Source organism: Aeromonas sp. FDAARGOS 1405, assembly GCF_019048265.1.
Classification (GTDB): Bacteria; Pseudomonadota; Gammaproteobacteria; order Enterobacterales; family Aeromonadaceae; genus Aeromonas; species Aeromonas veronii_A.
This window is the reverse complement of record NZ_CP077311.1, coordinates 761,349-787,500: the sequence shown is the minus strand read 5'-3', so window position 1 is coordinate 787,500 and position 26,152 is coordinate 761,349. Positions and strand designations below refer to the sequence as shown.

Sequence of the window (26,152 nt, the reverse complement as noted above, 5' to 3'; positions counted from 1 at the left end):
ACACAGCACTCTGCAAACACGAAAGTGGACGTATAGGGTGTGACACCTGCCCGGTGCCGGAAGGTTAATTGATGGGGTTAGCGCAAGCGAAGCTCTTGATCGAAGCCCCGGTAAACGGCGGCCGTAACTATAACGGTCCTAAGGTAGCGAAATTCCTTGTCGGGTAAGTTCCGACCTGCACGAATGGTGTAACCATGGCCATGCTGTCTCCACCCGAGACTCAGTGAAATCGAATTCGCCGTGAAGATGCGGTGTACCCGCGGCTAGACGGAAAGACCCCGTGAACCTTTACTACAGCTTGGCACTGAACATTGAACCTACATGTGTAGGATAGGTGGGAGGCTTTGAAGGCGTGACGCCAGTTGCGCTGGAGCCGTCCTTGAAATACCACCCTTGTATGTTTGATGTTCTAACGCAGGGCCCTGAATCGGGCTCGCGGACAGTGCCTGGTGGGTAGTTTGACTGGGGCGGTCTCCTCCCAAAGAGTAACGGAGGAGCACGAAGGTTGGCTAATCCTGGTCGGACATCAGGAGGTTAGTGCAATGGCATAAGCCAGCTTAACTGCGAGACGGACAGGTCGAGCAGGTACGAAAGTAGGTCATAGTGATCCGGTGGTTCTGAATGGAAGGGCCATCGCTCAACGGATAAAAGGTACTCCGGGGATAACAGGCTGATACCGCCCAAGAGTTCATATCGACGGCGGTGTTTGGCACCTCGATGTCGGCTCATCACATCCTGGGGCTGAAGTCGGTCCCAAGGGTATGGCTGTTCGCCATTTAAAGTGGTACGCGAGCTGGGTTCAGAACGTCGTGAGACAGTTCGGTCCCTATCTGCCGTGGGCGTTGGATGATTGAAGGGAGTTGCTCCTAGTACGAGAGGACCGGAGTGAACGAACCTCTGGTGTTCGGGTTGTCACGCCAGTGGCACTGCCCGGTAGCTAAGTTCGGAATCGATAACCGCTGAAAGCATCTAAGCGGGAAGCGAGCCCTGAGATGAGTCATCCCTGACCCCTTGAGGGTCCTAAAGGGCCGTTGGAGACCACAACGTTGATAGGTGGGGTGTGTAAGCGCGGCGACGTGTTGAGCTAACCCATACTAATTACCCGTGAGGCTTAACCATACAACACCCAAGAAGTGTTCTAAGGCTTGTAGCAAACCTAAGCGAACTACTAATTCAGTGATAATGACTCAGTCGTTATTCACGTCAGCTTTCTGGATTGAAGAATTTGCTTGGCGGCCATAGCGCCGTGGAACCACCTGATCCCATGCCGAACTCAGAAGTGAAACGCGGTAGCGCCGATGGTAGTGTGGCATTCGCCATGCGAGAGTAGGACACTGCCAGGCACCCAATACAAGAAACCCCGCTCATCGAGCGGGGTTTTTTATTGCCTGCAATTTAGAGAATTGCCTGATAATTGACCCATCTTATCTCTTTTCTTCTGTTCTTATTGTTACTCGCCGCTGTTTTCTGGTTCCACAAATAGCCTGATATTTCGCTTGGTACTCTTCCTTAACTGAACCGCTGTCGCTCTGTGCGGTGGCTCTGCAGTTGTCATATCCCGTGCATCCCATGATCGCCTATACGTCATGACCTCTTGCTTGGAATCTCTGCTTCCTGAGTTAGCCATCCGCTCTTTTTAAGCCGCAACCCCATCGCCCCTGCTTTTCTATGACTGTGTTAACCGGTCCTGACTTTATTCCGAAGAGGGGTTATTGGCTATGCCATGCCAATCTGGATCTGTTGTGGGAGCGTTTGGTCGCTGTGGTTTGGAGTAGGAAGGGATGTGCACAGGAACGCAGAGGTTCGATATTGATAGGTGATCTTGTGGCAGCTGTTGAGCCCGCAGGTGAGAAGATCAAGACAGGTGTTGGAGAAGGCTAGTATTTTGAGAGCTATTAGGAATGGCAAATCGCAGGCAAATAAAAAGCCCACGCAACATGGTTGCATGGGCTCGGTATAAATGGCGGAGGAGGTGGGATTTGAACCCACGGATGGTCGCCCATCGCCGGTTTTCAAGACCGGTGCATTCAGCCGCTCTGCCACCCCTCCGCAGCAGTGCGGCGAATATTACCATGCTGATCCGGCTTGTAAATCCCCGTCCGGTTCGATTGCTGGTTAATTGTGCTAAACAACATGAAAAAGTGGCAATCAGGGCGCATCAAGCGCTTTTTTGGCCAGATAACTTGACTTGAAAACAGACTCAACCACTATAGTTGCCTCTATCATATCCTCTGCAAGATAACGTTATGACTATTAAAAATGCCCTGTTTTGCGCGCTGGCTGGCGTGACCCTGCTGGCGACGCCGGTACATGCAAGCGAGCTGACCAAAAGCGATGTCGAGCAAATCGTTCGCGACTATCTGGTCAAGAATCCCGAGATCTTGGTCGAGATGTCCAATGCCCTGCGTGCCAAGCAAGAGAGCCAGCAGGCCGAGAGTGACAAGGCGCTGATCAAGGCTCACTCCAAGCAGCTTTATGCCAATCAGGATCCCGAGATGGGGAATCCGAAGGCGTCGCTGACCATTGTGGAGTTTTTCGATTACAACTGCGGTTACTGCAAACGGGCCCATCCACTGGTCAAGCAGCTGATGGCGGAAGATAAAGATATCCGTTACATCTACAAGCAGTTCCCCATTCTGAGCGAGTCCTCCTACTTCGCAGCCCGTGCTGCGCTGGCGGTCCAGCTGGGTCAGCCTGACAAGTACCAAGCGTTCCACGAGAAGCTCTATACCCATCAGGGCCCGCTCGCTGATGAAGCACAGGTCAAGCAGTTGGCTGTGGCGGCCGGCGTTGACTGGAGTAAGGTGGAGGCCAAGATCAAGGATGGTAGTATTGACCAGAACCTCGGTACCAACCGTGCGCTGGCTGAAGCGCTCGGTATCTCCGGTACCCCAGCCTTCATCATCGGTGATCAGATCCTGCGCGGTGCCCCCCGTGATCTGGCCAGCCTGATGGGGTTTATCAAGGACGTGCGTGCCGGCAAGAGCATTCAATAAGCAGTTGTCATGGTCGAGGGCCCAGCGCCCCGGCCAGATACAGAAAGAGGGTCGGTATCACTACCGGCCCTCTTTTTTATTATGTCCTTTGGCACAAGTGGTCGTCGCGAAAGGACCATAACAACGTGCTCAGGACCCGGCCTGTTGGCCTCAGTAACAAGTATTAGCAGAGTCGTTCGGAGTCTATTGATAAATATTTCGCCTCGCCGAGGTGTGTCGTGAGCATTGCTTAATTCCGGTCAAGATTTTTTCTGCTGCTTGCCTTAGAATCGCCGCCCGTTGCAGGAGAAACCCCTATGTTAGTTGATATTTTACGGCTGGTTTTTATAGCCGGAGGCCTTGTATTCATCTTTATGCTGGTGCAAGCCTGCTGGCGGAAGAAGCAGAGTGGATCCTTTGAGGCGACCCCCTTCTGGCCGGTGGCGTTGATCGGTGGGGTTGCCAACTTCCTCGATACCCTGGGGGTGGGCAGCTTTGCGGTAAAGACCGCCTGCTACAAGCAGTTCAAGCTGATCGATGATCGAGTGCTGCCGGGTACCCTCAATGGTCAGTGCGTGCTGCCGACCGTAACTCAGTCGCTGATCTTCGTCGGTGCAGTCGCAGTGGAGCCGCTGACGCTGATCAGCATGATGATGGCCGCCGCAGCGGGCGCTGCCTGGGGGGCTCGCCATGTGGCCTCGTTTGATCGGCAGACCATCCGGTTGGTGATGGCTATCTCCTTGCTGGTCGTTGCAGGGCTTATCTTTGCCGGTCTGCTGGGGCTTTTTCCTGTAGGCGGCGATGCGATGGGGCTCAGCGGCTACAAGCTGACGATTGCCCTGCTTGGCAATTTCATCTTCGGGGTGCTGATGAATGTCGGTATCGGCCTGTTTGCCCCCTGCATGACGTTGGTTTATCTGCTGGGGATGAATCCGCTGGCGGCGTTTCCCATCATGATGGGCTCCACCGCCGTGCTCAGCGTTTTCTCCGCAGGCACTTTTATCCGCAAAGGGGCGTTTGATGCCAAGGCGGTGCTGGCGGTAGCCATCTTTGGCCCCATCGGTGTGGTGCTGGCCGCCATGCTGGTCAAATCCATGGATATGGAGATGCTGAAGTGGCTGGTTGCCTTTATCGTCATCTATACCTCCTGGACCATGTACGCTTCCTGGCGGGCGGCGCGTCGCTCCCCTGTGCAGCTGACGGTGGAGAGCGCAGGCTAGCCTGTACCAGTGCCGCTTCGGCCTTGGCCCCCAGAAAAACATAGAGGCCAAGCGCCAGCAGCAAACCCACCGCACACCCCATCACTCCGACCGCTGGCCAGAGCAGCTCGCTCTGGCCGAGCGAGCCTTTGAATAGCAGCAACAGCCCCTCGATGGAGACCGCGATCAGAATGGCGGCGATAAAGCGGGTGATGGTGCGGCGAATAGCGCTGTGGCGGAAGATATCCTTATGCAGCAGTACCTCCTCTTCCAGAATGGTCTTGCCCAGATCGAACACCGCCAGTGCCAGCGTCAGGAAGATGATGGCGCTAAAGGCGCCGAGCTGGTTCTGCTGCTCACCGCACAATAGCTGGTAGAGCTGCTCCAGCCCGTGCCAGATCAGGGTGGCGACGATCAAAAACAGCGCCATGCTGAGCACCACATAGACCGCCTTGAACCAGGGCATGGCGCGGCGGCGCTCCCTGTCCCCCATCAACCAGCCAATCAGCTGATTCAGACAGACGGTGATCTCCCGTCCTTGCCCCTGCACGATAAGGTGCAGCCGGTTATGGGCCGTCGGTGCCGCAGGCTGGATGCACATCGGCCCCTGATAGTGGTCAATGCTGACAACAAAGGGATACCCCTTGAGCGAGACAAGGGGGGCGCTGAGCAGCCCCTGCAGTAGCGGGGTCAGCTCCTCCTGATACTCCTGATAGCGCCGCAGCACATCGATGGGGCTCATCTCTGCCATATGGACCTCGGTGACGTGGGCTCTTGTGGTGAATGTGCAAATAGTGGGCCTGCTTTATGACAGGGATGATGGGGCAAGTTGCACCAGAGGATGACAAATCGGCGGATGACCAGGGGACAATGCACCATAAATGGGCGTATTGCCGCCCTGTGTGGTGATGGAGTCTCTGTAATAGAAAAGGGCCCATGACGGGCCCTTGGCGACAACCAGCGGTGATTTAGCCAGCCAGCTTGGCGAAGCTGCGCTCGGCGGCGGCCAGGGTGTGTTCAATCTCCTTGTCGCCGTGAGCCAGCGACAGGAAGCCCGCCTCGTAGGCGCTCGGCGCCAGATAGACGCCCTCTTCCAGCATCAGATGGTAGAAGCGCTTGAAGCGTTCCATGTCGCAGCGAGTGACCTGCTCGTAGCGGGTGATTTCGGGCTCGTCGGTGAAGAAGAAGCCGAACATGCCGCCCACATAGTTGATGGCGAGCGGGATGCCGTGTTTGGCTGCGGCCGCTTTCAGTCCCTCGGCAACACGAGCCGTCTTGGCGCTCAGCTGCTCATAGAGACCCGGCTCCAGCAGCAGATCCAGCATGGTCAGACCGGCTGCCATGGCGACCGGGTTACCGGAGAGAGTCCCCGCCTGATAGACAGGGCCGGTCGGTGCGATGTGTTGCATCACCTTCTTCTTGCCGCCGAAGGCGCCCACCGGCATGCCGGCACCGATGATCTTGCCAAGGGTGGTGAGATCCGGGTCGATGTTGTAGTGACCCTGAGCACCGCGCAGGGAGACGCGGAAGCCGGTCATTACTTCGTCCAGGATCAGCAGGGCACCGAACTTGTCACAGATGGCGCGAAGCCCTTCCAGGAAGCCGGGGACCGGTGGGATGCAGTTCATGTTGCCTGCGACCGGCTCGACGATGATACAGGCGATCTCGCTGCCGTACTGGGTGAAGGCTTCACGCACCGAATCCAGATCGTTGAAGACGCAGGTCAGGGTGTGTTTGGCGAAATCGGCCGGAACGCCCGGGCTGTTCGGTTGACCCAGGGTCAGGGCGCCGGAACCGGCCTTGACCAGCAGGGAGTCGGCGTGGCCGTGGTAGCAGCCCTCGAATTTGACGATCTTGTCGCGGCCAGTGTAGCCACGGGCCAGACGAATGGCGCTCATGGTGGCTTCGGTGCCGGAGTTGACCATCCGCACCTGCTCCATGGAGGGGACGATCTGGCGGACTTTCTCGGCCATCAGCACTTCGATCTCGGTCGGCGCACCGTAGCTCAGCCCTTTCTCAACGGCCTTGATGACGGCAGCCTTGATGGCGGGGTGGTTGTGACCCAGCAGCATGGGGCCCCAGGAGCCGATGTAATCCACGTAGGCCTGACCATCCACATCATAGAGATAGGCGCCATCGGCGTGATCGATGAAGCGGGGCGTGCCGCCGACCCCATTGAAGGCGCGGACCGGTGAGTTGACGCCACCCGGAATGGTCTGGCGGGCCTGTTCAAACAGCTGATCTGATTTTGACATGGATCATCCTTAATGGGATTTTGGGCGTCACACAAGGGATTGCAGCCGATTGAGACTCGGCAGGCCGGAGCATCAGGAGTATGCTTTGCGCTCTCGCCACCCGGACTCTCGGTCTGCTCCCGTGACAAAAATTTAACGGGCCGACTATAGCAGAAAGCCCCAGCCCTGGGCAGCCGAGCAACGCGCCGGGTGATCCTGATCTCAGCTAGCTGACGATATGGTTTTTCCAAGTTGGTGTAACAAGATGGCGCAACAAGCTCTCTCCTCTGAAGCCGATACCTCTGCGCGGGGGCCGCTTTCCCGCATTATCTGGCAAGACAAGATGCCCTTGCTGGTGCTGCTGCTGGCGGCGCTGGTCGGTACCCTGGCCGGACTGGTGTGCGGCCTGTTCGAATCGGGAGTCCACTGGCTGGCAGAACAACGTATCGCCTTGCTGGCAGACCGTCCCTGGTGGCAGCTCGGTCTGCTTGGCTTTGGCTTCAGCGCCTTGCTGGGATTTGTCGGTTACTTCCTCACTCATACCTTTGCCCCGGAAGCGGGCGGCTCCGGCATTCCCGAGATCGAGGGGGCGATGGACGATCTGCGCCCGGTTCGGTGGTGGCGGGTGTTGCCGGTCAAGTTCTTCGGCGGCATCTGCACCCTGAGTTCCGGCATGGTGCTGGGGCGGGAGGGGCCTTCGGTACAGATCGGCGGCAACCTTGGCAAGATGGTGGCGGATATCTTCCGGCTGCCCAAGGAGCATGGTCACGCCCTGCTGGCCGCCGGTGCGGCGGGCGGTCTGGCGGCAGCCTTCAATGCGCCGCTGGCGGGCATCCTGTTTGTGATGGAGGAGATGCGGCCGCAGTTTCGTTACTCCTTTCTGGCCATCAAGGCGGTGGGGATCTCCGCCATCATGGCGACCCTGATGCTGCAGAACATGAAAGGTCAGGGGGCGGTGATCACTCTGCCCCACTACGATGCGCCAGCCCTCAAGGCGCTCTGGCTGTTCCTCTTTATGGGGGCCACCTTCGGGGTGCTGGGTTTTGTCTTCAACAAGTTGGTGCTGGCCTGTCAGGATGGCTATCTGGCGCTGCATCAGAACAAGCGCCACCGTTTCGTCGCCATCGGTATGCTGGTCGCTGGAACGTTTGGTGTGCTGTCGCTGTTTGCCCCCGCAGTGACGGGGGGCGGCACCGAGCTTATTCCACATCTGATGGGGGATGAGTATGCGATGGCGACCCTGTTCCTCATCTTCTCGGTGCGGCTGGTCGCGACCCTCATCTGCTTCTGCTCCGGTGCCCCGGGCGGGGTGTTTGCGCCGACCCTGGCGCTGGGCACCCTGTTTGGCGTGGTGTTCGGCCATCTGTTTCATGCGGCGTTTCCCGAACTGGGTATCGAGCCCGGCGCCTTTGCCATCGCCGGGATGGGTGCGCTGTTTGCCGCCACCGTGCGTGCCCCCATCACCGGCATCGTGCTGGTCACCGAGATGACCGACAACTATCAGCTGATCCTGCCCATGATGATCACCACGGTTGGGGCGACCCTGGTTGCCCAGTGGCTGGGTGGCCGACCCATCTATTCCCAGATCCTGGAGCGAACTTTACGGCTTGCCGCGCGTCAAAAGCGGGGTGATGGCAGCGCCACGGCCAGTTAATTTTTCCCTTTATCGCCTTTGACCCCGGTCAGGGCGGTATAGTGAAGGGAGAGGCGCTGCCGTAAATGGCGTGATAACGGGATGAGGGGCTATGTCCAATCTATTGAAGTTATTGGTCGTGTTAGCCGTTGGCGGGCTCATTGGTTACTTTGTCGGTAACCGGCAGGAGCTGGCCCAGAGCAGTCTGTTGGTGGTACAGCAGGAGACGCTGGATCGTCAGGGCAAGGCCATCGGCCAGCTCAAGACCGAGTTGGGGGTGAAAGATACTCAGCTGGCGACCCAGAAAGCGGCCTTCGAGCAGTTGCAGACCACCCTGAAGAGTCAGGAGGCGCAGGTGCAGGAGCTCAAGCGCCAGCTGGCCTTTTTCGAGCGGATCATGCGCCCCACCGGCGAACAGGTGGGGGTGGTGATCGACAACCTGACCCTGCAGGAGACCAGCATTCCCGGTCGCTACCACTACCGTCTAGCCCTGACCCAGCCTGCCAAGAAGCGGGAGCTGTTCCGTGGTCAGGTGCAGATCCGGGTCGAGGGGAGCCTGGCCGACAAGCCGAAGACGCTGACCGGTCGCGATCTCGGGATGAAAGTGAGCGAGTGGCGCTATGCCCTGCGTTATTTCCAGCTGCTGGAAGGGAATTGGCAGTTGCCGGAAGGCTTTGTGCCGGATCGGATCCGTGTCACCATCAACAAGGACGGCAGGCAACCGGCGCAAGAGCTGCTGGTTGAGTGGGGTGAGGTGATCAAGCCGCTGGTTGCCGCACCGCCAGCTCCGGTTCCCGCTGCCGGTTAAACGTGGTGAATACTTGAACTGAATGGTCGGGTATTGGATAATTTCGCGGTTTCCATGTTTGTGGATCTAATGGTTGTGAGGTCAGTAATGAGTGCAGTAGCAGAAGCCCCGCTGCCCATCCAGATGACGGATGCGGCGGCCAACAAGGTGAAGAACCTGATCACCGAGGAAGAGAATCCCGAGCTGAAGCTGCGGGTATACATCACGGGTGGGGGCTGCTCCGGTTTCCAGTATGGCTTTACCTTTGATGAGAAGATCAACGACGGAGACACCGTAGTCGAGAAGAATGGCGTCACCATGGTGATCGATCCCATGAGCCTGCAATATCTGGTAGGCGGCAGTGTGGATTACACCGAGGGTCTGGAAGGCTCACGCTTCACCGTGACCAACCCCAATGCCACCACGACCTGTGGCTGTGGCTCCAGCTTCTCCATCTGATCGGCGTTATCGGTCTGATGAAACGGCTCTCGGCAACGAGGGCTGTTTTTGTTTGTGGTGATCAGTGCGTTCCATCAAACAGCATTTCTCTGAAACAACAAAGGCGCCTCGATGGCGCCTTTGTTGTTTCAGGATAGCTTAGCGGGAGCTTGCCGCCGCGACTAGCGGGATCCGGTTCACGGCCTTGCCCATGTAGGCGAGGGTGATGGTCACAATGATGCAGGTGAAGCTCAGCCACATGTAAGGCAGGTAGTCGAGGGTTGCCACCCCCAGAACCCCAGCCATGAAGATGCCGTTGTCGCTCCAGGGCACCATGCCGCAGGTGAGGGTGCCGCCAAACTCGGCGTTGCGAGAGAGGTTCTTGCGCGCCAGTCCCAGTCGGTCGTAGTTTTTGGCCATGATCTTGGGGGTCAGGATCAGCGACACATACATGGCCGAGCCAAACACGTTGGCCAGAAACGCGGTACCGATGGTGTGGCTGGTCAGGCTGCCGGCGCTGTTGATGCGCTTCTCGAAGGCGCTGGCGATCACTTCCAGAATACCGACCTTCTCCAGCAGGCCGCCAAACCCGAGACCGAAGATGATGACCGCGACCGAGCCCAGCATGGACTCCATGCCACCGCGACCGAGAATGTTGTCGATAAAGTCGATGCCGGAGGTGATGGCAAACGGACTATAAGCCGAGTGCATCGCCTTGACCGGATCCATGCCCTGGAAGGCGATTGCCCAGATCAGGCCCAGCAGGGCGCCGAAGCTGATCACCGGGAAGGCGGGTTTGCGGTTGGCCAGCAGACCCAGCACCAGCACCACGGGGACTATGGCCAGCGGGGTGATATTGAACTGGTTGTCGAGAGCCTCCATCACCAGATTGACCTGCTCCAGGCTGACGTTGCCTGAATACTGCATGCCCACCACGGTGAACAGCACGGCAGTGATGACATAGGAGAGCAGGCTGATGGGCAGCATCCCCTTGATGTGTTCCACCACGTCGACGTTGGACATGGTCGAAGCCAGCACTACTGAGTCGGAGAGCGGAGAGAGCTTGTCACCGAAGTAGACGCCGGAGAGCACGGCACCGGCTACCAGCGGCGCAGGCACGCCGAGGCTGTGGCCGATCCCCATCATGGCGATACCGGCGGTAGCGGCAGAGCCCCAGGAGGTGCCGGTGGCCAGCGAGGTCAGGGAGCAGATGATCAGGGTCGCCAGCAGGAAGATGGACGGGTGGATGACCTTGAGGCCGAAGTAGATGATGCTGGGGACTATGCCGCCAGCAATCCAGGTACCGACCAGGGCACCGACGGAGACCAGGATCAGGATGGCCCCCATCCCCTTGGCAACGCCGTCAACGGCAGCCTGTTCCAGGGATTTGTAATCGTGACCGAGTTTGATGCCAAGCCCCATGATGACGAACCAGGCGATGAACAACGCCAGCTGGATCGGCAGATCGAGCACGTTGGTGAACGAGAATGCCAGGGCCAGGAAAATGGCCAGACAGGCAAACACCTGTGCCATGCCCGGTAGTCGGATGTGGTTTTGTTGGTTTTGCATAGATACTTCCTAAACTCTTGCTCGCCAAGGTCACTCCCTCTCGTCCTGTGGATACATCGATCCCGAGGAGGCAACCCAAAAAGAGGCCGCAATCTACCACAAACCCGGCGGGTTAAAGCCCCATCAAATTGGCAAAAATGCACATTTGATTGAAAAATCACAAATTAGTTGATCTCATAACCCGTTTTTGAGCGGCCTGTTGACACAATGGGTCACATACGAAGCTTTCCTGTGACGCCACTTGCATCCCCAGTAGATGAAGATGATAATTATTATCAATTGTTGATTGGGGAGAAAACAATGCGCTGGATATTGCGGGGTATGATGTTGCTGGTGGCGGTGGCCGTACTCGCATGGGGTCAGGATAAAGAGTACGGCACCTGGAGTGCCGGTTTTCTGCTGGCTGCCTGGGTGATGCTGGAGCCCGGATTGCGGCCCGCCTTGATCTTGCTGCCAGTGGCCGGGTTGACCGGTATCGTTACCCTGCTCTGGCAGCAGCCCTGGTTATGAGCTTTTGACGGGAGCCTGCTTGATCTTCTGCTGTGCCACCTTGAGCGATTCGACCACCAGCTTTTCCATTTCGGTGCGCTTGGCGTCGGTCAGGAAGTAGATCATGTCGACATTGTGTCGAATATAGTGGGCCGGAAGCTGGTTGAGGGTGAGGCAGCAGAGGTCGGCCATCTGATCGCTGTTGAGTTTTTGCTGCAGCCCCTGTTTCTCAATCTCCTTGAGCACCAGATGTTCGTAAAAGTTGTGAATGTCGGTATCCAGTATCATATGCGTTCCTTGGCATGACGATGAGCGGGCAGTCGTCAAAAGCATAGCCATAACAAGGAGTAAAAACAAAAGGCCCATCACTTTCGTGATGGGCCTTTTGCGTAATGAATGGTGCGAAGAGAGGGACTCGAACCCTCACATCCGTGGGACACTAACACCTGAAGCTAGCGCGTCTACCAATTCCGCCACCTTCGCACACTGATTTTCTCCAGCTGGTTTTTAAATGCGGTTGGAGCGCATTGCTCTGTGTTTACATGTCAGAATCATGGTGCGAAGAGAGGGACTCGAACCCTCACACCCGGGGGGCACTAACACCTGAAGCTAGCGCGTCTACCAATTCCGCCACCTTCGCACATTCGGGTTTCCAGTCTGGATTTACATGCTGTCTGGATAAAGCATGGTGCGAAGAGAGGGACTCGAACCCTCACATCCGTGGGACACTAACACCTGAAGCTAGCGCGTCTACCAATTCCGCCACCTTCGCACATTGTCTTACCAGTTTTGATTTACATGCTGTCTGGAGAAGCATGGTGCGAAGAGAGGGACTCGAACCCTCACACCCGGGGGGCACTAACACCTGAAGCTAGCGCGTCTACCAATTCCGCCACCTTCGCACATTCGGGTTTTCTAGTTGGATTTACATGCTGCTGAATCAGCATGGCAGTATTGGTGCGAAGAGAGGGACTCGAACCCTCACATCCGTGGGACACTAACACCTGAAGCTAGCGCGTCTACCAATTCCGCCACCTTCGCATCACTGCGGAGGGGGATTCTATAGAGTTTTGGGGGAGCGTCAACAGCCAAAGGGGACTTTTTTCGCTGTTGACGCCCAAAGTGGCGCCAAGGGTACAAAACTTCAGCAATTAGCCGACGTCTGGCATTCAGTAACGGCCCAATGCGTTCTGATACATCCGTTCATACTGGGTGACCGAGTCAGGCCAGTTGAAGCGGGTGTTCATGGCATTGCGCTGCACCTTGGCAAAACGCTCCTTGTCCTGCAGGAAATAGAGCAGGCTGCGGCGCATGGTATCGAGCAGGATGGCGGCAGTCGGATCGTTGAAGCAGAAGCCGGTAGCATGCTCGGGATCCGCATCCCAATCCACCACGGTATCTTTCAGACCCCCCACGGCGCGCACCAGTGGCAGGGTGCCATAGGCGAGACTGTACATCTGGTTGAGGCCGCAAGGCTCGAACAGAGAGGGCATCAGGAAGAAGTCGGCACCGGCTTCGACCAGATGAGCCAGCCGATCGTCATAGGTGTTGATGAAGGCGAGCTTGCCCGGATAATCCCGGGCCATGGTTTGCAGTTGCGTGGCGAGCGCAGGATCGCCAGAGCCGACGATCACCACTTGTACCTGATGGTGGAGGAATTTCTCCAGCGCAGGGAGCAGCAGGGGAACGCCCTTCTGCTCGGTCAGGCGGCAAACCATGCCGTAGATGGGCAAGTCCGCCACGGCCAGCCCCGCCTCCTGCTGCAGGCTCTCTTTGCAGATCTGTTTGCCAGCCATGTTGTCGATGCTGTAGGTCGCAGGCAGGAATTCGTCGAACTCAGGATCCCAGTCCTTGTAGTCGCAGCCGTTGAGGATGCCGCAGAGATCTGCCGCCCGCTGCTGGAAGATATGCGCCATGCCGTGGGCGCCGAGGTGAGTCAACAGCTCCTGGGCATAGTTGGGACTGACCGCATTGATCTTGTCGGCGTAGAGCACCCCGCATTTGAGCAGATTGACGTGGCCGTAGTCGTAGTTGATGCGGCGTTCGTAGTCGGCGATCTCGGGCATGGCCCAGAACTGCTCCCGCCCGAATACTCCCTGAAACGCCGCATTGTGAATGCTGATCACGCTGCGAGTCTGCTGGAAGAAGGGGTTGTGGGCGTGACGGGTTTTCAGCAGCAGTGGCAGCAGGCCGGTGTGCCAGTCATTGCAGTGGGCGATATCCGGGGCAAAGCCGAGCTGCTCGCAGGCATGGAGGGCCGCGGCAGAGAAGAAGGCAAAGCGCTCGCCATTATCCGGATAGGCCTGATTGTTCTCGGCGTAGAGCTGGGGACGATCGAAATATTGCGGGCAATCGAGCAGATAGACGCAGACGCCATCCAGCTCCATCTGGTAGATGCGATAACCGATATCCGGCAGCCCGGGGTGGGTTGGCAACCAGCGAGAAGCGACCAGTCTGGCCTCATCCCGTCGCTTTATCGTCTTGTAGAAGGGGAGCATGATCCTGACATCATGCCCCTTCTGGGCCAGGTACATCGGCAGGGCTCTGGCGACATCCGCTAGGCCCCCGGTCTTGACCAGCCCCTCAACTTCCGAGGCAACAAACAGGATTTTCAGTGGGTTAATAGCCAACTCTTGCTCCCTTAGGTACCACCACGATACCGCCTTCGGATACGGTAAATCGCTCTCTATCGTGGTCCAGATTTTCACCGATAACGGTGCCGGGCGCAATTTCAACATTTTTATCTATAATCGCGCGCCGGATGGAGCACCCCTCACCAATCTTGATATCCCCCAGTAACACCGACTCACTGATGTGGCTGCAGGGGCCAATATTGCAGCGGAAACCGAGGATGGAGCGCTGGATCTGGCTGCCCTGAATGAAACAACCGGCGGAGATCAGGGAGTTGGCTATCTTCACCTTGCACTCGTCGCTGTCGATGAAGGTAGCTGGTGGCAGCGCCGGATAGTGGGTGTGCAGTGGCCACTTGCGGTTATAGAGGGAGAAGGGGGGATTGTCGGCCACCAGGTCCATGTGCGCTTGCCAATAAGAGTCGAGAGTGCCCACATCCCGCCAGTAGACGTGCGGTTTCTCGCCGGGGATGACGTTGGTGCTGTAGTCATAGACATAGACGGGGGCGCGCGGGTAGAGGCTCGGGATCACATCCTTGCCAAAGTCGTGGCTGGAGTTCTCCTCGGCGGCATCCCGCTTCAACTCACGGCAGAGGGCATCGGTCTCGAAGATGTAGTTGCCCATGGAGACCAGCGCCTGGGTCGGATCGCCGGGAATGTGCTTGGGCTGCTTCGGTTTCTCCTGAAAGCCGATCATCCGTCCTTCGGTATCTACCTCGATCACCCCGAAGGCGCTCGCCTCTTCGATGGGCATGCGCAGGGCCGCGACTGTCATGGCAGCATTTTTTTGTTTGTGGAAAGTGACCATCTGGCTCACATCCATCTTGTAGATGTGGTCGGAGCCGAAGATGCAGACGTGATCCGGTTCGGCCCGCTCGATAAAGCCGAGGTTCTGGTAGATGGCATCGGCGGTGCCGTCATACCAGCGTTTGCCCATCCGCATCTGGGCCGGGATGGGATCGATAAAGCGGTCGGTGATACCGACGATATTCCACCCCTTCTTCATGTGCAGATAGAGGGACTGGGATTTGAATTGGGTTAGTACATAGATGCGTAGAAAGTCTGCGTTGACGAAGTTGTTGAGGACAAAATCGATCAGCCGGTAGCTGCCACCGAAGGGGACGGAAGGCTTGCTGCGGGTGGTGGTCAGAGGCTGCAGGCGAGTACCTTCGCCACCAGCCAGGATCATGGTCAAAATGCCAGCCATCGTATTTCTCTCCCTGAATGAACAACATGAAAAGGTTTTCAAAGCTCGGTATAAAAACACCCCTAAAGGGGTGGTTTTTATCGTGCTCTTAGTACCTTACCAGATCCCGTATGGGGCTCTCTAGCTGTTTTCTTGTACTGCTTACACTTAATTACACTTTGCTCAGATAGACCTTGAATTTGGCATCACTGCTGATCACTTCAGTCCGTTTGAAGTGTGTCTCCAGTATAGGCTGGTAGCGCAAGAAGGCGTTGGCAACAATGGTCAGCGAACCATTTGGCAGCAAAAATTCCGGCGCCTTGGCCAGGAACTGCTCGGTCGCCGCATAGAAGGTTTTGAGACCCGCATGGAATGGCGGGTTGGAGACTATGTGCTGGAAACGGGTGGAGAGATCCGAATAGACATCGGAAGCGGTGACCTTGCCCTGCAGACCGTTGATCGCCAGGGTGCGGCGGCTCGATTCGAGCGCCAGCGCGCTGATATCCACCATGTTGACCCGCAGATCCGGATTGCGCTTGGCCAGCACAGACCCAATTACCCCGGCGCCGCAGCCAAAATCGAGCAGCTCGCCCTTCATCGGTGGCACGGCGGCCAGCAGCATCTGGGTGCCGAGATCCAGCTCGGCGGCGCTGAAGACGCCGGGCAGCGCCAGCACGGTCAGCTCGGTATCACCCGCCTTGCACTGATAGCGGCCAAACCAGCTATCCAGATTGAAAGGTTCAACCGGCTTGCTCAGCTCACCGTGATAGAGCGAGCAGCGGCGCGCCGAATCGCGCTTTATCGGCTTTTCGCCATAGGGGGCCAGCAGCTTGTCGGCGCCATTGATGCCGCCGCGGTTTTCACCGGCCAGGAACAGATCGGCACCCGCTTCCAGCAAGGGGGTCATCATGGCCAGCAGATATTGTGCCTCGGCCTTGGCCTTGGGCATCAGCAGCAACAGGGCATCGAAGCGGGGGGCACCACCTAGCTGGTGGTCAAACAGGATCGCCTCGCCGAGGGCGGCCTGCTGGCTGCGGTAGTAGCAGTAATCGGTGGTAAATACGGTCAGGGTCTGGGCCAGGCTCGCCAGTTGGCGGGGGTAGTCATCCTCCAGCGCGCCGCAGACAAGTAGCCGCTTGCCGACAAAGAGGGCTTGGTTTCGTTCCAGCATCTGGCTGACGGCACTGATTGGGCTGCTCATCGGGTCTCTCCACGCAATTTTGGGCGGCCATTATACATAGCCCCTTTCGCCTTGACATTTATGCCGTGTTCCCGAAATATGCCCAGACACCATTTTTTGACCAGAGATGACGAAATGCGGTTCAACGGGTTGAAACGAAAGCACAAAAAAAGCCTGAAATTCGGGCCTGCCGACGTTCGCGCGTAACCTCTCATCCCTGAGAAGCTTCAAACCCCGGTTGCGCACATCGTACCGGGGTTTTTTATTGCCATATGCGCGTCATTTAGGAGAAGGAGATCCCATGTTTCAAGGTTCAATCGTTGCGTTGATCACCCCGTTTCGACAGGGAAAGCTGGATGAAGAGGCGCTGCTGCGTCTGGTGGAGTGGCATATCGAACAGGGCACTCACGGCATTGTGCCGGTGGGCACCACGGGGGAAAGTCCGACCCTGACCCACGACGAGCACTGCCGGGTGGTGGAGCTGGTGGTCAAGCAGGTCGCTGGTCGCATTCCGGTGATTGCCGGGGCCGGTTCCAACAATCCGGTCGAAGCCATCGAGTACACCCTCCATGCAGAGCGGGTGGGGGCCGATGCCACCCTGCATGTGGCTGGTTACTATAACCGTCCCAATCAGGAGGGGCTCTACCACCACTTCAAGGCGGTACACGACGCCACCGCCAAGCCGATCATTGTCTACAACATCCCGCCGCGCGCCATTGTCGATGTGCAGCCCGCCACTCTGGCCCGTCTGGCCGAACTGCCGCGCATTGCCGGGGTGAAAGATGCCACCGGCGATCTGGCCCGCCCCTGGACCGAGCGTCAGCTGATCAAAAAGCCCTTCGCCTGGCTCTCCGGTGAAGATGCCACTGCCGTCGCCTACAACATCGGCGGTGGTCAGGGCTGTATCTCGGTGACCGCCAACGTGGCCCCCAAGCTGGTGGCCGAGGTGCAGAACCTCACGCTGGCTGGCAAGTGGCAAGAAGCGCGTGAACTGCAAGACCAGCTGATTCCGCTCCATCAGGCGATGTTTGCCGAGCCGAGCCCGGCCGGTGCCAAGTATGCCGCCTCTCTGCTCGGTTTCTGCAGCGAGGAGTGCCGTCTGCCGGTGATGCCACTGTCGGAAGCGACCCGCGAGCGCATTCGCAGCGCCATGCAGCAGCTCAACCTGCTGTAATGCAAAACGGGTGAGCCAAGGCTCACCCGTTTTGTTTTTGGCTTTTGTTTCCGGTCTTTATTTCCGACCTTTAGTACCGGTATGGCCACGCTCAGGCTGCGTGATGCAGCCATGTGGCGATGGCCAGCTGCAACTCGACATACGCCGGATAGAGGAAGAGATCGGCCAGTTCGGCAGGCCACTCGTTTTGCTCGTCCGATTGGGCTTGCAGATGGGCGTGCAGGCTGGTCAGAGCTGGCAGCCAAGGTGCGGGTTGTGGCAGCGCGGCCGCAGTGCGGGCGACCAGATCGATCCCCTGGCACAGGGCCGCGAGTGCCTGCTGTTGAATGCCTTTATCCTGAGGATGCTCCAGCCAGAGCTGCTCGTGGTGCTGCCAGTGACGCAGCCCCTCGCTTACCCCCGTTATGCCATCCATACCTTCATGCTCGACCAGCGCCTGCAGGGACAGCGGTTTGCCAAGACCAGCCAGTCGATAGCCGCGCTGGGCCTTGGATTGGGCGCCAAGGCGCAGCCCGCCGATCCTAGCGAGGCGTTGGGCCAGCGCAAACAGCGCCGCGGTAGCGCCTGATTTGAGCTCCAGTTCCAGTTCGTTGATGGTGGTGCTGCCTTGGCTGCCGACTATCTCGCCCTGATCCCAGGCCAGCTCAATCTTGGCCCCCTCGAAGACGATCAGCCAGTGGCGGCGCAGGAAGTCGGTGCGAAACTGGGCGACCAGCTGCTGCTGAATGTGGTCACGCTCGGTCAGGGTCGGCCAAATTTCATCGGGAAAGGCCGAGAGGGTCGGCAGATCGCCGCTCACGGGGGTGTTGTACTCGGGTCTGGCGTGCAGGCCGCCCACCACCTGGCCACGGCATTTGATGGTCTGTTCGGCGAAGGCGTTGCAGCGGCGAATGCGCAGCCCCATCTCCAGCTGGCGCAGAGCCAGGGTCGGCGTATCGAAATAGACGTTGCCGAGCTGCTGTTGTGACGATTCTTTAATCTCAAGAGAATTCAGCAGGTTGGATAACTTGGCTTGAATGTCGCGGGCGACAAAAAACTTTATCTCGATCTCAGTTTGCATAGTCATTCCGGGCTGGCAGGCAACTTTGGGGGGCAGGATTCGGGTCGCGGGGATATAATGCCCGCGAGACGACTAGATTAATTCGCGGTTTAATTGAGGGCGCAGTTCGGTTACCATGCGCGCCTCATAAAATCGTATCGAGTGTTTTTTCACCGACACAGGTTTGGCCATGCCAGTAAATACTATTTTGGGGCTTTTTGCCAAGTCCCCCATCAAGCCGCTGCAGAAGCATATCGTCAAGGTTCACCAGTGCTCCCAGCAGTTGGTTCCCTTCTTTGACGCCGTTGCCGAAGACCGTTGGGAAGATGCCGAGAAGATCCGGCAGCAGATCGCCCAACTGGAAAAAGAGGCAGATACCCTCAAGCGCGAAATCCGTCTGAAACTGCCTCGCGGCCTGTTCCTGCCGGTTGCACGTACCGACCTGCTGGAGCTGTTGACCCAGCAAGACAAGATTGCCAACCGTGCCAAGGATATCTCCGGCCGCATGCTTGGCCGTCGCATGGAGTTCCCCGCCGAAATGCGGACGGATTTCATGGCTTACCTCAAACGTTGTATTGATGCGACCGCTCAGGCCGAGAAAGCGATCGGGGAGCTCGACGAGCTGCTCGAGACCGGCTTCAAAGGACGGGAAGTGGAAATGGTTGCCGAGATGATCCATCAGCTGGATCTGATCGAGGACGATACAGACACCATGCAGATCGGACTGCGCCAACAGCTGCAAGCGGTTGAGCACAATTACAATCCGATCGATGTGATGTTCCTTTACAAGATCCTCGAATGGGTAGGTGACCTGGCAGATCAGGCCGAGCGCGTAGGCGCCCGTCTGGAACTGATGCTGGCTCGTTCGTAATCGACTGACTGGGTAAACACTACTAATGGACATTATCGCGAATTACGGCACCACTCTGGTGCTCGTGGCGGCCTTGTTCGGCTTTTTGATGGCTTGGGGTATTGGCGCGAATGACGTGGCCAACGCCATGGGCACATCGGTCGGCACCAAATCCCTGACCATTCGTCAGGCGATCATCATTGCCATGATCTTCGAATTTGCCGGTGCCTATCTGGCCGGTGGCGAAGTGACGGCCACCATCCGTAACGGCATCATCGACAGCAATGCGTTTGTCGATAGCCCGGACCTGCTGGTGCTCGGCATGATCGCCTCCCTGCTGGCGGCGGGCGCCTGGTTGATCCTCGCCTCCTACTTCGGCTGGCCTGTCTCCACCACTCACTCCATCATCGGCGCCATCGTCGGTTTCGCTGTGGTGAGCATTGGCCCGGAAGCGGTGCAGTGGAGCAAGTTTGGCGGCATCGTTGGCTCCTGGGTCATCACCCCGGCCATCTCAGGTGTCATCGCCTACTTCATGTTCATCAGCGTGCAGAAGCTTATCTTCAACACCGATGATCCCCTGAACAACGCCAAGCGCTATGTGCCGTTCTACATGTTCCTGACTGCGCTGGTTATCTGTCTGGTGACCATCAAGAAGGGGCTGACCCACGTCGGTCTGCACCTGAGCGATGGTGAGGGCATTCTGCTTTCCATCGCCATCTCCATCGCAGTGGCGTTTGCCGGCTGGATCTACATTCGCGGCCAGAAGTACAACCCGCAGGATGACAGCAAGATGCACTTCGCCAACGTGGAGAAGGTGTTTGGCATCCTGATGGTGATCACCGCCTGTGCCATGGCCTTTGCCCACGGCTCCAACGACGTGGCCAACGCCATTGGCCCGCTCTCTGCGGTGGCCTCTATCGTGGCTTCCGGTGGCGAGATTTCCAGTCAGGCTGCCATTGCCTGGTGGATCCTGCCCCTCGGCGGTATCGGTATCGTGATCGGTCTGGCGACCATGGGCGAGAAGGTGATGGCGACGGTCGGTACCGGCATCACTCACCTGACCCCGAGCCGTGGTTTTGCTGCCCAGCTGGCCACTGCCGCGACCGTGGTGATTGCCTCCGGTACCGGTCTGCCCATCTCTACCACCCAGACCCTGGTCGGTGCTGTGATGGGTGTTGGCCTGGCGCGCGGTATTGCGGCGTTGAATCTGGGGGTACTGCGCAACATCGTGGTCTCCTGGATCATCACTTTGCCTGCCGGTGCCATTCTGGCTATCGCCATCTTCTACGTGCTGCAGGCCTGCTTCTCCTAATCGAAGCGGCATTCAGCAAAAAGCCCGAGTCATCGACTCGGGCTTTTTTATTGTGCGCGGGAGAGAGGTGCAGCTCCCTTTGCAATCTGCTTTAGAGGCTGGCGCAGATTTGCCACAGATCGTACTGGATAGCGGCGGCGGTCACTTCCCGACCCGCCCCCGGCCCCTGGATCACCAACGGGTTGGTGCGGTAGCTGTCGCTCTCGATGGCGAAAATGTTGTCGCACGGCAACAGGTTGGCAAACGGGTGGTGGGGCTCCAGCGCCTCCAGTCCGACCCGCGCCTTGCCGTCATGCTCGAAGCGGGCCACGTAGCGCAGCACCTTGCCGAGGCGCTTGGCCCCTTCGAAGGCGGTCTGGATCGGGCCATCCAGCTCTTTCAGTCTGTCCATGAACTGATCGGCGGTCACCTTGCGCAGCGGGACGGGCACCAGATTCTCCAGCTCGATATCGGCGGAGTCGAGCTCAAAGCCTGCTTCCCGCGCCAGAATAAGCAGCTTGCGCCGTACATCCTGACCGGAGAGATCCTCGCGGGGATCCGGCTCGGTCAGGCCGTGTTGCCATGCTTCGTCCACCAGCTCGGAGAAGGGGCGAGTGCCGTCATACTGCTGGAACAGCCAGGAGAGGGTGCCGGAGAAGATGCCGGAGACCCCCTGAATGCGGTCGCCGCTCTGACGCAGCATCTGGATGCTGGACTGGATTGGCAGCCCGGCGCCCACGGTGGCGTTGTAGCGCCACTGCACCTGATGGTCACGGCAGGTCTGCTTGATGCGCTGGTAGAACTCGCTGTCGGCGGCGCCGGCAAACTTGTTGGCGGCGATGATATGAATGCCGAGCTGGGCAAAATCCGGATAGTAGCGGCTCACCGTTTCGCTGGCGGTCATGTCCAGCGCAATCAGCGCATCGAAGCCGTGCTGCTCAAGCTGGGAGAGCAACTCCGGCCAGATCAGCGGCTTGGGGTTGAAGTTGTCCTGTACCTTGAGGGGGTTGAGCCCCTCTTCATCGAGCAGGCCCCCTTCCGAGCTGAACACGCCGTAGAGGGTGAGCGCCAGATTGAGCTCATGTTCCAGCCGTGCCTTTTCACGGGCGTAGAGGCTGAGCCAGTGGCCGCCGATATTGCCCTTGCCGAACACCACCAGTCCGACCCGGGTCGGGCGGCTGAAGAGGGCGCTGTGCAGGGCGATGAGCAGCGGCTCCAGCACTACCTGACGCAGCACGGCCACCAGACTCAGGCCATCTCGGGCCACCTGGACGAACTCCAGCGGTTGATCTGCCAGCAGCTGATAGAAGCGGTGACACTGCTCCGCGTTGTCGGTGACACCGGCGCCGACCAGCGCCACCAGACTGTACCCCTCTTTCTGGATGAGGCCGGTGAAGCTCCCTTGCAGCTGGAAGTCGCGCAGCAGCTCGAAGGCGCCCTGTGCTACCTCAAGGGTGTAGGCGAGGCGCAGGATCCGGCGATCCGGCTGGCGCTGCAGGGTGAGCGGGTTGAGACGGTGACGAGCCAGATGGGCCTCGATGGTGGCCACAGTCTGCTCATAGTTGGTCTGTGGCAGCACCTTCAGCTCGATGAGGGCGATCTGATCCACCGAGGAGACGATGCGGGCGCCGCCGGAGCGGGGGGCGCGGCGCAGGATATGGGTACAGCCCTCGTCCGGGTTGTAGCTGCAGCGCAGGGTGAGGCGTTGGCGGCTGTCGGCCACCGGTTGCAGGGTGCGCGAGTGCAGCACCGAGGAGCCAAGGCGGGCCAGCTCGTTGGCTTCGGCGAGGCTCAGGCGCTCCAGCAGACGCGCTTCTTTCACCCGACGCGGGTCGGCGCTATAGACCCCGGCCACATCGCTCCAGATGGTGGTGGATTCGCCGTCCGCCAGCAGGGCCAACAGGCTGGCGCTGTAGTCGGATCCATTGCGACCGAGCAGCAGGGAGCGCCCCTCCATGTCGGCGGCGATAAAGCCGGTTACCACGATGCGACCGGCATGCTCCGCCAGTCGCGCCTTGAGCAGCTCGCTGGAAAGCGCGGTATCCACCTTGACCAGAGCGCCATCCTCGGCGCGCAGGAAACTGCGGGCATCGAGCCAGATGGCCTTGTCGCCGCGGCTGGTGAGCAGGGCTGCCAGCAGGCGCGCCGACCACACTTCGCCAAAGGCGAGCAGGCCGTTGCGGGCGAAGCGATCAAACTGTCCCTCCAGCGTTTTGGCTATCAGTTGCATGTCGTCGGCCAGCTGCTTGCTCAGATCGAGCTGCAGTTCACCCTCCAGCAGGCCGTCGATCAGACTCTGCTGATAGGCCTGCAGGGCAGAGATGGCTTCACCGGCGGCTTCGTCCCCCGCTTCGGCCAGCTCCACCAGCTGGATCAGCCGGTTGGTGGTCTTGCCGGCGGCGGAGACCACGATCAGTTCATCCCCGCCCACCTGTTGTTCAACGATACTGGCGACCCGGCGATAACAGACCGGATCCGCCAGACTGCTGCCACCAAATTTGTGGACGTGACGCCGCTTCAATCCTGCTTCTGTGGCCACCGCGATCTCTCCTTGTTGCTGCTGTTCCATTACTTCGCTACCTGTTCTGCCTGCTGCGCCTGTTCAAAAGCCTGAGCCAGATCGGCCACCAGGTCTTCACCGTGTTCAATACCGACCGACAACCGCAGCAGTTGGGCGCTGATGCCTGCTGCTTGCTGCGCCGCCGGGGTCATGGCCCTGTGGGTCATGCTGGCCGGATGGGCCACCAGACTCTCCACCCCGCCGAGGGACTCGGCCACCGAGAAGAGGGTGAGGGCCGCGAGGAAGGCGCGAATGCCTGCCTCGCTGCAATCGAGTTCAAAACTTAGCATGGCGCCGAAGCCGGACTGTTGACGGCGCGCAATATCGTGGCCCGGATGGCTCGGCAGGCTGGGGTGATAGATGCGTTTCACCAGTGGCTGCTGTTGCAGGAAGGCGAGGATGCGATCGGTGTTCTCCTGATGGGTGCGCAATCTGGGGGCCAGAGTGCGCAGGCCGCGCAGGGTGAGGTAGGAGTCGAACGCCCCGGAGGTGAGCCCCAGACAGTTGGCCCACCACACCAGCGACTCGGCCAGTGCGGCCTCCTTGGCAATCGCCACTCCGCCCACCACGTCTGAGTGACCGTTGATGTACTTGGTGGTGGAGTGCACCACCACGTCGGCACCGAGGGCCAGCGGCTGTTGCAGCAGGGGGGAGAGGAAGGTGTTGTCCACCACCACCTGCGCACCCACCTCGTGGGCGGCGCTGGCGATGGCGTTGATATCCACCACCCGCAGCAGCGGGTTGGAGGGGGTCTCGACCCATACCAGCGCAGGCTTCAGGGCCAGCGCGGCGGCCAGTGCGGCCTCGTCTCCCTGATCGACAAACTGCACCCGGTAGTGGCCCTTGGCCGCAAGATACTCGAACAGGCGCCAGGTGCCGCCGTAGCAGTCGTGAGGGGCGATCAGCAGATCTCCCGCCTTGAGCAGGGCGGTGGTGACCAGATGGACGGCCCCCATGCCGGTGCCGGTGACCACGGCGCCAGCGCCCCCTTCCAGCGCCGCCAGCGCGTCCGCCAGATTGGTACGGGTCGGATTGCCGGAGCGGGCATAATCGTATTGGCGGGGCTCGCCAAAGTCGGCAAAGGTGTAGTTGCTGGAGAGGTAGATGGGGGGCACCACGGCACCGTGCTGTGTGTCTGTCTCAATCCCGGTGCGAACCGCCAGGGTGGCCTTGTGGGTCATGTTTCTCTCCTTGATCTCTCTGGACGGTGGCCGCTCTTCCTGCCACGCTGCTTTTGCCACACGCAATCGTGCCAATGCTGGCATCATGATGAACCACACTACGCCAGCTTAAAAAGGCCGTCAACACTTCCAGACGTCTAAATGGCTTTGCTGTTGGATTGCCATTAATTTCCTTAAGGGTTAAAATCCGCGCTCACGGCTAAATGAGAACAGGTGAGTCATGGGAACAGAGTGGAACGGCGACTACGTCAGCCCCTACGCGGAACACGGTAAGAAGAGCGAACAGGTCAAGAAGATTACCGTCTCGATCCCGCTCAAGGTGTTGAAAGTGTTGACCGATGAGCGCACCCGCCGTCAGGTGAACAACCTGCGTCATGCGACCAACAGCGAGCTGCTCTGTGAAGCCTTCCTGCACGCTTTCACCGGCCAGCCGCTCCCTTGCGACGAAGATTTGCGCAAGGATCAACCGGACAGTGTCCCGGCCGAAGCGCGCGCCATCATGGAAGCGCTGGGCAAAGAGATCGAAGATTTCGACAAGGAATAACCCCCAATGACGCGGCCCTGGCCGCGTCATTGCTATCTGCCATGTCCCGCTTCAGCCTGCGCCACTATCACCACCATGTCTGCAGCCATAGCCACGATTTTGCTCAGCTGGTGATCCCCCTCGACGGCCCCCTCGAGATCGAGGTGCAGGGCCGAGGGCACAGGCTTGTCCCCGGTTCTGCCTGCATCATCGCTCCCGGCGAGCGGCACGATTATGCCGCCGATCCGGCGCTTTCGTTTCTGGTGCAGGAGAGCGACTGGCTGCCCGGCGATCTGGCTGCCCGCCCCTTTATCGAGCTGGATGAGCCCCAGCGCCACTACCTCGCTTTTCTGCACCGCATGGTGGCCGAGGGGCGGCAGGTGGCGGGCATGGAGCAGGTGTGGCTCTCCCTTCTGGCGGAAGGGCAGGGGATGCAGAGCGCTGTCACGCCGCGTCTTGCCGCCCGCATCCTCAAGGTGCAACGCCATATCGATGCCAACCTCGCCGCCCCGCTGACCAATCAGCAACTCGCCGCCATCGCCTGTCTTGGCCAGAGCCAGTTCAAGCTCGCTTTTCGCCAGCAGCTGGGTATGAGCGTCTCCCACTACATTCGCAGTCGGCGCATGGCACTGGCGCGAACCCTGCTTGCCGGTACGCAACTGCCCGTTGGCGAGATTGCCAGCCGCTGCGGCTACCAGAATCAGGGGGCCTTCAGCGAGCGCTTCCTGGCCGAGACCGGGCTTACTCCGTCCCTCTGGCGCCAGCAAAACGGCCGCCTGCCGCAACGAAACGGCTGATCGCCGAAGACGGGATGCTCTCTTTGGGCCATGCTGCGGGTCATGCAAGTGCACGATAAACAGGAGCCGAAATGGAGACGATTAGCTGGCAGGATTTCGAGATGGTGGAGCTGAGGGTGGGCACCCTGGTGCGGGTCGAGCCGTTCCCCGAGGCACGTAAACCGGCCTACAAGGTGTGGGCGGATTTTGGCCCTGAACTGGGGATTCGCAAGAGCAGTGCCCAGATCACCGCCCTCTACCAGCCAGAGCAGCTGGTGGGCCGCCAGATCATCGCCGTAGTCAACTTCCCGACCAAACAGATTGGCCCGTTTCAGTCTGAATTTCTGCTGACCGGTTTCTACCGGCCGGATGGCGCCGTGGTGATGGCCATTCCCGAGCGGGCGGTGGAGAACGGCGCCAGGCTGGGCTGAGTTCACA

Annotated in this window: 22 protein-coding genes, 6 tRNA genes and 2 rRNA genes (1 of these 30 running past the window's edge); 14 read left to right on the top strand and 16 right to left on the bottom strand. The window is 59.1% G+C overall.

Annotation, left to right across the window (positions count from 1 at the left end; all coding sequences use genetic code 11):
• Together I6L35_RS03755 and rrf are read left to right on the top strand one after the other, a co-directional pair.
• Positions 1 to 1,119, top strand: a 23S ribosomal RNA gene (locus I6L35_RS03755) (it extends 1,770 nt beyond the left edge of the window).
• A gap of 109 nt (positions 1,120 to 1,228) precedes the next feature.
• A 5S ribosomal RNA gene (gene rrf, locus I6L35_RS03750) occupies positions 1,229 to 1,343 on the top strand.
• Between the two features lie 618 nt (positions 1,344 to 1,961).
• Here the strand turns inward: rrf and I6L35_RS03745 are convergent.
• Positions 1,962 to 2,049, bottom strand: a tRNA-Ser gene (locus tag I6L35_RS03745).
• Between the two features lie 197 nt (positions 2,050 to 2,246).
• Here I6L35_RS03745 and I6L35_RS03740 point away from each other — a divergent pair.
• A complete protein-coding gene (locus tag I6L35_RS03740; RefSeq protein ID WP_216979577.1) occupies positions 2,247 to 2,996 on the top strand; it encodes a DsbA family protein in 750 nt (249 codons plus the stop codon).
• A 296-nt stretch (positions 2,997 to 3,292) separates the two neighbouring features.
• Positions 3,293 to 4,195, top strand: a complete 903-nt coding sequence (locus I6L35_RS03735) for a sulfite exporter TauE/SafE family protein (protein WP_216979576.1) — start codon at positions 3,293 to 3,295, stop codon at positions 4,193 to 4,195.
• Here the strand turns inward: I6L35_RS03735 and I6L35_RS03730 are convergent.
• Positions 4,110 to 4,925: a hypothetical protein gene (locus I6L35_RS03730; protein ID WP_216979575.1), complete on the bottom strand. Its 816-nt coding sequence runs from the start codon at positions 4,923 to 4,925 to the stop codon at positions 4,110 to 4,112. The two genes, I6L35_RS03735 and I6L35_RS03730, sit on opposite strands and share 86 nt — an antisense overlap.
• A 217-nt stretch (positions 4,926 to 5,142) precedes the next feature.
• On the bottom strand, positions 5,143 to 6,429 hold the full coding sequence (hemL, locus tag I6L35_RS03725; protein ID WP_216979574.1) for a glutamate-1-semialdehyde 2,1-aminomutase: 1,287 nt from the start codon (positions 6,427 to 6,429) through the stop codon (positions 5,143 to 5,145).
• A gap of 244 nt (positions 6,430 to 6,673) precedes the next feature.
• On the opposite strand from hemL, the gene clcA reads away from it, so the two are divergent.
• From clcA to erpA, 3 genes are all read left to right on the top strand, one after another.
• Positions 6,674 to 8,062, top strand: a complete 1,389-nt coding sequence (gene clcA, locus I6L35_RS03720; RefSeq protein WP_216979573.1) for a H(+)/Cl(-) exchange transporter ClcA — start codon at positions 6,674 to 6,676, stop codon at positions 8,060 to 8,062.
• 91 nt (positions 8,063 to 8,153) lie between these two features.
• Complete coding sequence (locus I6L35_RS03715; RefSeq protein ID WP_005343032.1) at positions 8,154 to 8,849, top strand: DUF6776 family protein; 696 nt, start codon at positions 8,154 to 8,156, stop codon at positions 8,847 to 8,849.
• Between the two features lie 87 nt (positions 8,850 to 8,936).
• Complete coding sequence (gene erpA, locus I6L35_RS03710) at positions 8,937 to 9,287, top strand: iron-sulfur cluster insertion protein ErpA (RefSeq protein WP_005340225.1); 351 nt, start codon at positions 8,937 to 8,939, stop codon at positions 9,285 to 9,287.
• Positions 9,288 to 9,425: 138 nt separating this feature from the next.
• On the opposite strand, the gene nhaC is transcribed toward erpA, so the two are convergent.
• Complete coding sequence (gene nhaC / locus I6L35_RS03705; RefSeq protein WP_216979572.1) at positions 9,426 to 10,835, bottom strand: Na+/H+ antiporter NhaC; 1,410 nt, start codon at positions 10,833 to 10,835, stop codon at positions 9,426 to 9,428.
• A 300-nt stretch (positions 10,836 to 11,135) separates the two neighbouring features.
• On the opposite strand from nhaC, the gene I6L35_RS03700 reads away from it, so the two are divergent.
• A complete protein-coding gene (locus tag I6L35_RS03700) occupies positions 11,136 to 11,345 on the top strand; it encodes a hypothetical protein (protein WP_005357820.1) in 210 nt (69 codons plus the stop codon).
• On the opposite strand, the gene I6L35_RS03695 is transcribed toward I6L35_RS03700, so the two are convergent.
• The 9 genes from I6L35_RS03695 to rsmC all read right to left on the bottom strand — a co-directional run bounded on the left by I6L35_RS03695 (position 11,340) and on the right by rsmC (position 16,341).
• A complete protein-coding gene (locus I6L35_RS03695) occupies positions 11,340 to 11,612 on the bottom strand; it encodes a late competence development ComFB family protein (RefSeq protein ID WP_005343036.1) in 273 nt (90 codons plus the stop codon). The two genes, I6L35_RS03700 and I6L35_RS03695, sit on opposite strands and share 6 nt — an antisense overlap.
• 109 nt (positions 11,613 to 11,721) lie before the next feature.
• Positions 11,722 to 11,807 (bottom strand) — tRNA-Leu (locus I6L35_RS03690).
• A gap of 71 nt (positions 11,808 to 11,878) precedes the next feature.
• A tRNA-Leu gene (locus I6L35_RS03685) sits at positions 11,879 to 11,964 on the bottom strand.
• Positions 11,965 to 12,010: 46 nt separating this feature from the next.
• Positions 12,011 to 12,096: transfer RNA gene (locus I6L35_RS03680), tRNA-Leu, on the bottom strand.
• A 44-nt stretch (positions 12,097 to 12,140) separates the two neighbouring features.
• Positions 12,141 to 12,226, bottom strand: a tRNA-Leu gene (locus tag I6L35_RS03675).
• 53 nt (positions 12,227 to 12,279) lie between these two features.
• Positions 12,280 to 12,365: transfer RNA gene (locus I6L35_RS03670), tRNA-Leu, on the bottom strand.
• 128 nt (positions 12,366 to 12,493) lie between these two features.
• Positions 12,494 to 13,954 carry a glycogen synthase GlgA gene (gene glgA, locus I6L35_RS03665; protein ID WP_216979571.1) on the bottom strand — a complete coding sequence of 487 codons (1,461 nt, stop codon included), beginning with the start codon at positions 13,952 to 13,954 and terminating at the stop codon, positions 12,494 to 12,496.
• The gene (glgC, locus tag I6L35_RS03660; RefSeq protein WP_216952148.1) at positions 13,944 to 15,161 is read right to left on the bottom strand and encodes a glucose-1-phosphate adenylyltransferase; all 1,218 of its coding nucleotides are present in this window, start codon (positions 15,159 to 15,161) and stop codon (positions 13,944 to 13,946) included. Before glgC ends, glgA begins: the two co-directional genes overlap by 11 nt.
• Positions 15,162 to 15,312: 151 nt before the next feature.
• Positions 15,313 to 16,341: a 16S rRNA (guanine(1207)-N(2))-methyltransferase RsmC gene (gene rsmC / locus I6L35_RS03655; RefSeq protein WP_216979570.1), complete on the bottom strand. Its 1,029-nt coding sequence runs from the start codon at positions 16,339 to 16,341 to the stop codon at positions 15,313 to 15,315.
• A 280-nt stretch (positions 16,342 to 16,621) separates the two neighbouring features.
• Here rsmC and dapA point away from each other — a divergent pair, with 280 nt between their 5' ends.
• A complete protein-coding gene (gene dapA / locus I6L35_RS03650; RefSeq protein ID WP_005357833.1) occupies positions 16,622 to 17,494 on the top strand; it encodes a 4-hydroxy-tetrahydrodipicolinate synthase in 873 nt (290 codons plus the stop codon).
• Between the two features lie 91 nt (positions 17,495 to 17,585).
• Here dapA and I6L35_RS03645 read toward each other — a convergent pair whose 3' ends face one another.
• Positions 17,586 to 18,554 carry an inorganic triphosphatase gene (locus I6L35_RS03645; protein ID WP_216979569.1) on the bottom strand — a complete coding sequence of 323 codons (969 nt, stop codon included), beginning with the start codon at positions 18,552 to 18,554 and terminating at the stop codon, positions 17,586 to 17,588.
• Between the two features lie 169 nt (positions 18,555 to 18,723).
• Between I6L35_RS03645 and I6L35_RS03640 the strand changes: the two genes are divergently transcribed.
• Together I6L35_RS03640 and I6L35_RS03635 are read left to right on the top strand one after the other, a co-directional pair.
• Complete coding sequence (locus I6L35_RS03640) at positions 18,724 to 19,404, top strand: TIGR00153 family protein (RefSeq protein WP_005340244.1); 681 nt, start codon at positions 18,724 to 18,726, stop codon at positions 19,402 to 19,404.
• A gap of 25 nt (positions 19,405 to 19,429) precedes the next feature.
• Positions 19,430 to 20,695 (top strand): inorganic phosphate transporter, encoded by a 1,266-nt coding sequence (locus tag I6L35_RS03635; RefSeq protein ID WP_005343043.1) that lies wholly within the window; start codon positions 19,430 to 19,432, stop codon positions 20,693 to 20,695.
• 91 nt (positions 20,696 to 20,786) lie between these two features.
• Here the strand turns inward: I6L35_RS03635 and I6L35_RS03630 are convergent, their stop codons facing one another.
• Both I6L35_RS03630 and metB read right to left on the bottom strand, forming a co-directional pair.
• Entirely contained in the window at positions 20,787 to 23,243 is a 2,457-nt protein-coding gene (locus tag I6L35_RS03630; RefSeq protein ID WP_216979568.1) for a bifunctional aspartate kinase/homoserine dehydrogenase II, read from the bottom strand.
• Positions 23,243 to 24,415, bottom strand: a complete 1,173-nt coding sequence (metB, locus tag I6L35_RS03625) for a cystathionine gamma-synthase (RefSeq protein WP_216979567.1) — start codon at positions 24,413 to 24,415, stop codon at positions 23,243 to 23,245. The genes I6L35_RS03630 and metB overlap by 1 nt, the downstream gene beginning before the upstream one ends.
• A gap of 220 nt (positions 24,416 to 24,635) precedes the next feature.
• Here metB and metJ point away from each other — a divergent pair, with 220 nt between their 5' ends.
• The 3 genes from metJ (at position 24,636) to I6L35_RS03610 (ending at position 26,145) form a co-directional block, all read left to right on the top strand.
• Complete coding sequence (gene metJ / locus I6L35_RS03620) at positions 24,636 to 24,959, top strand: met regulon transcriptional regulator MetJ (RefSeq protein WP_005340251.1); 324 nt, start codon at positions 24,636 to 24,638, stop codon at positions 24,957 to 24,959.
• A gap of 41 nt (positions 24,960 to 25,000) precedes the next feature.
• Positions 25,001 to 25,735 (top strand): AraC family transcriptional regulator, encoded by a 735-nt coding sequence (locus I6L35_RS03615; protein WP_216979566.1) that lies wholly within the window; start codon positions 25,001 to 25,003, stop codon positions 25,733 to 25,735.
• Between the two features lie 71 nt (positions 25,736 to 25,806).
• Positions 25,807 to 26,145: a tRNA-binding protein gene (locus I6L35_RS03610; RefSeq protein WP_069530010.1), complete on the top strand. Its 339-nt coding sequence runs from the start codon at positions 25,807 to 25,809 to the stop codon at positions 26,143 to 26,145.
• Positions 26,146 to 26,152: the final 7 nt, after the last annotated feature.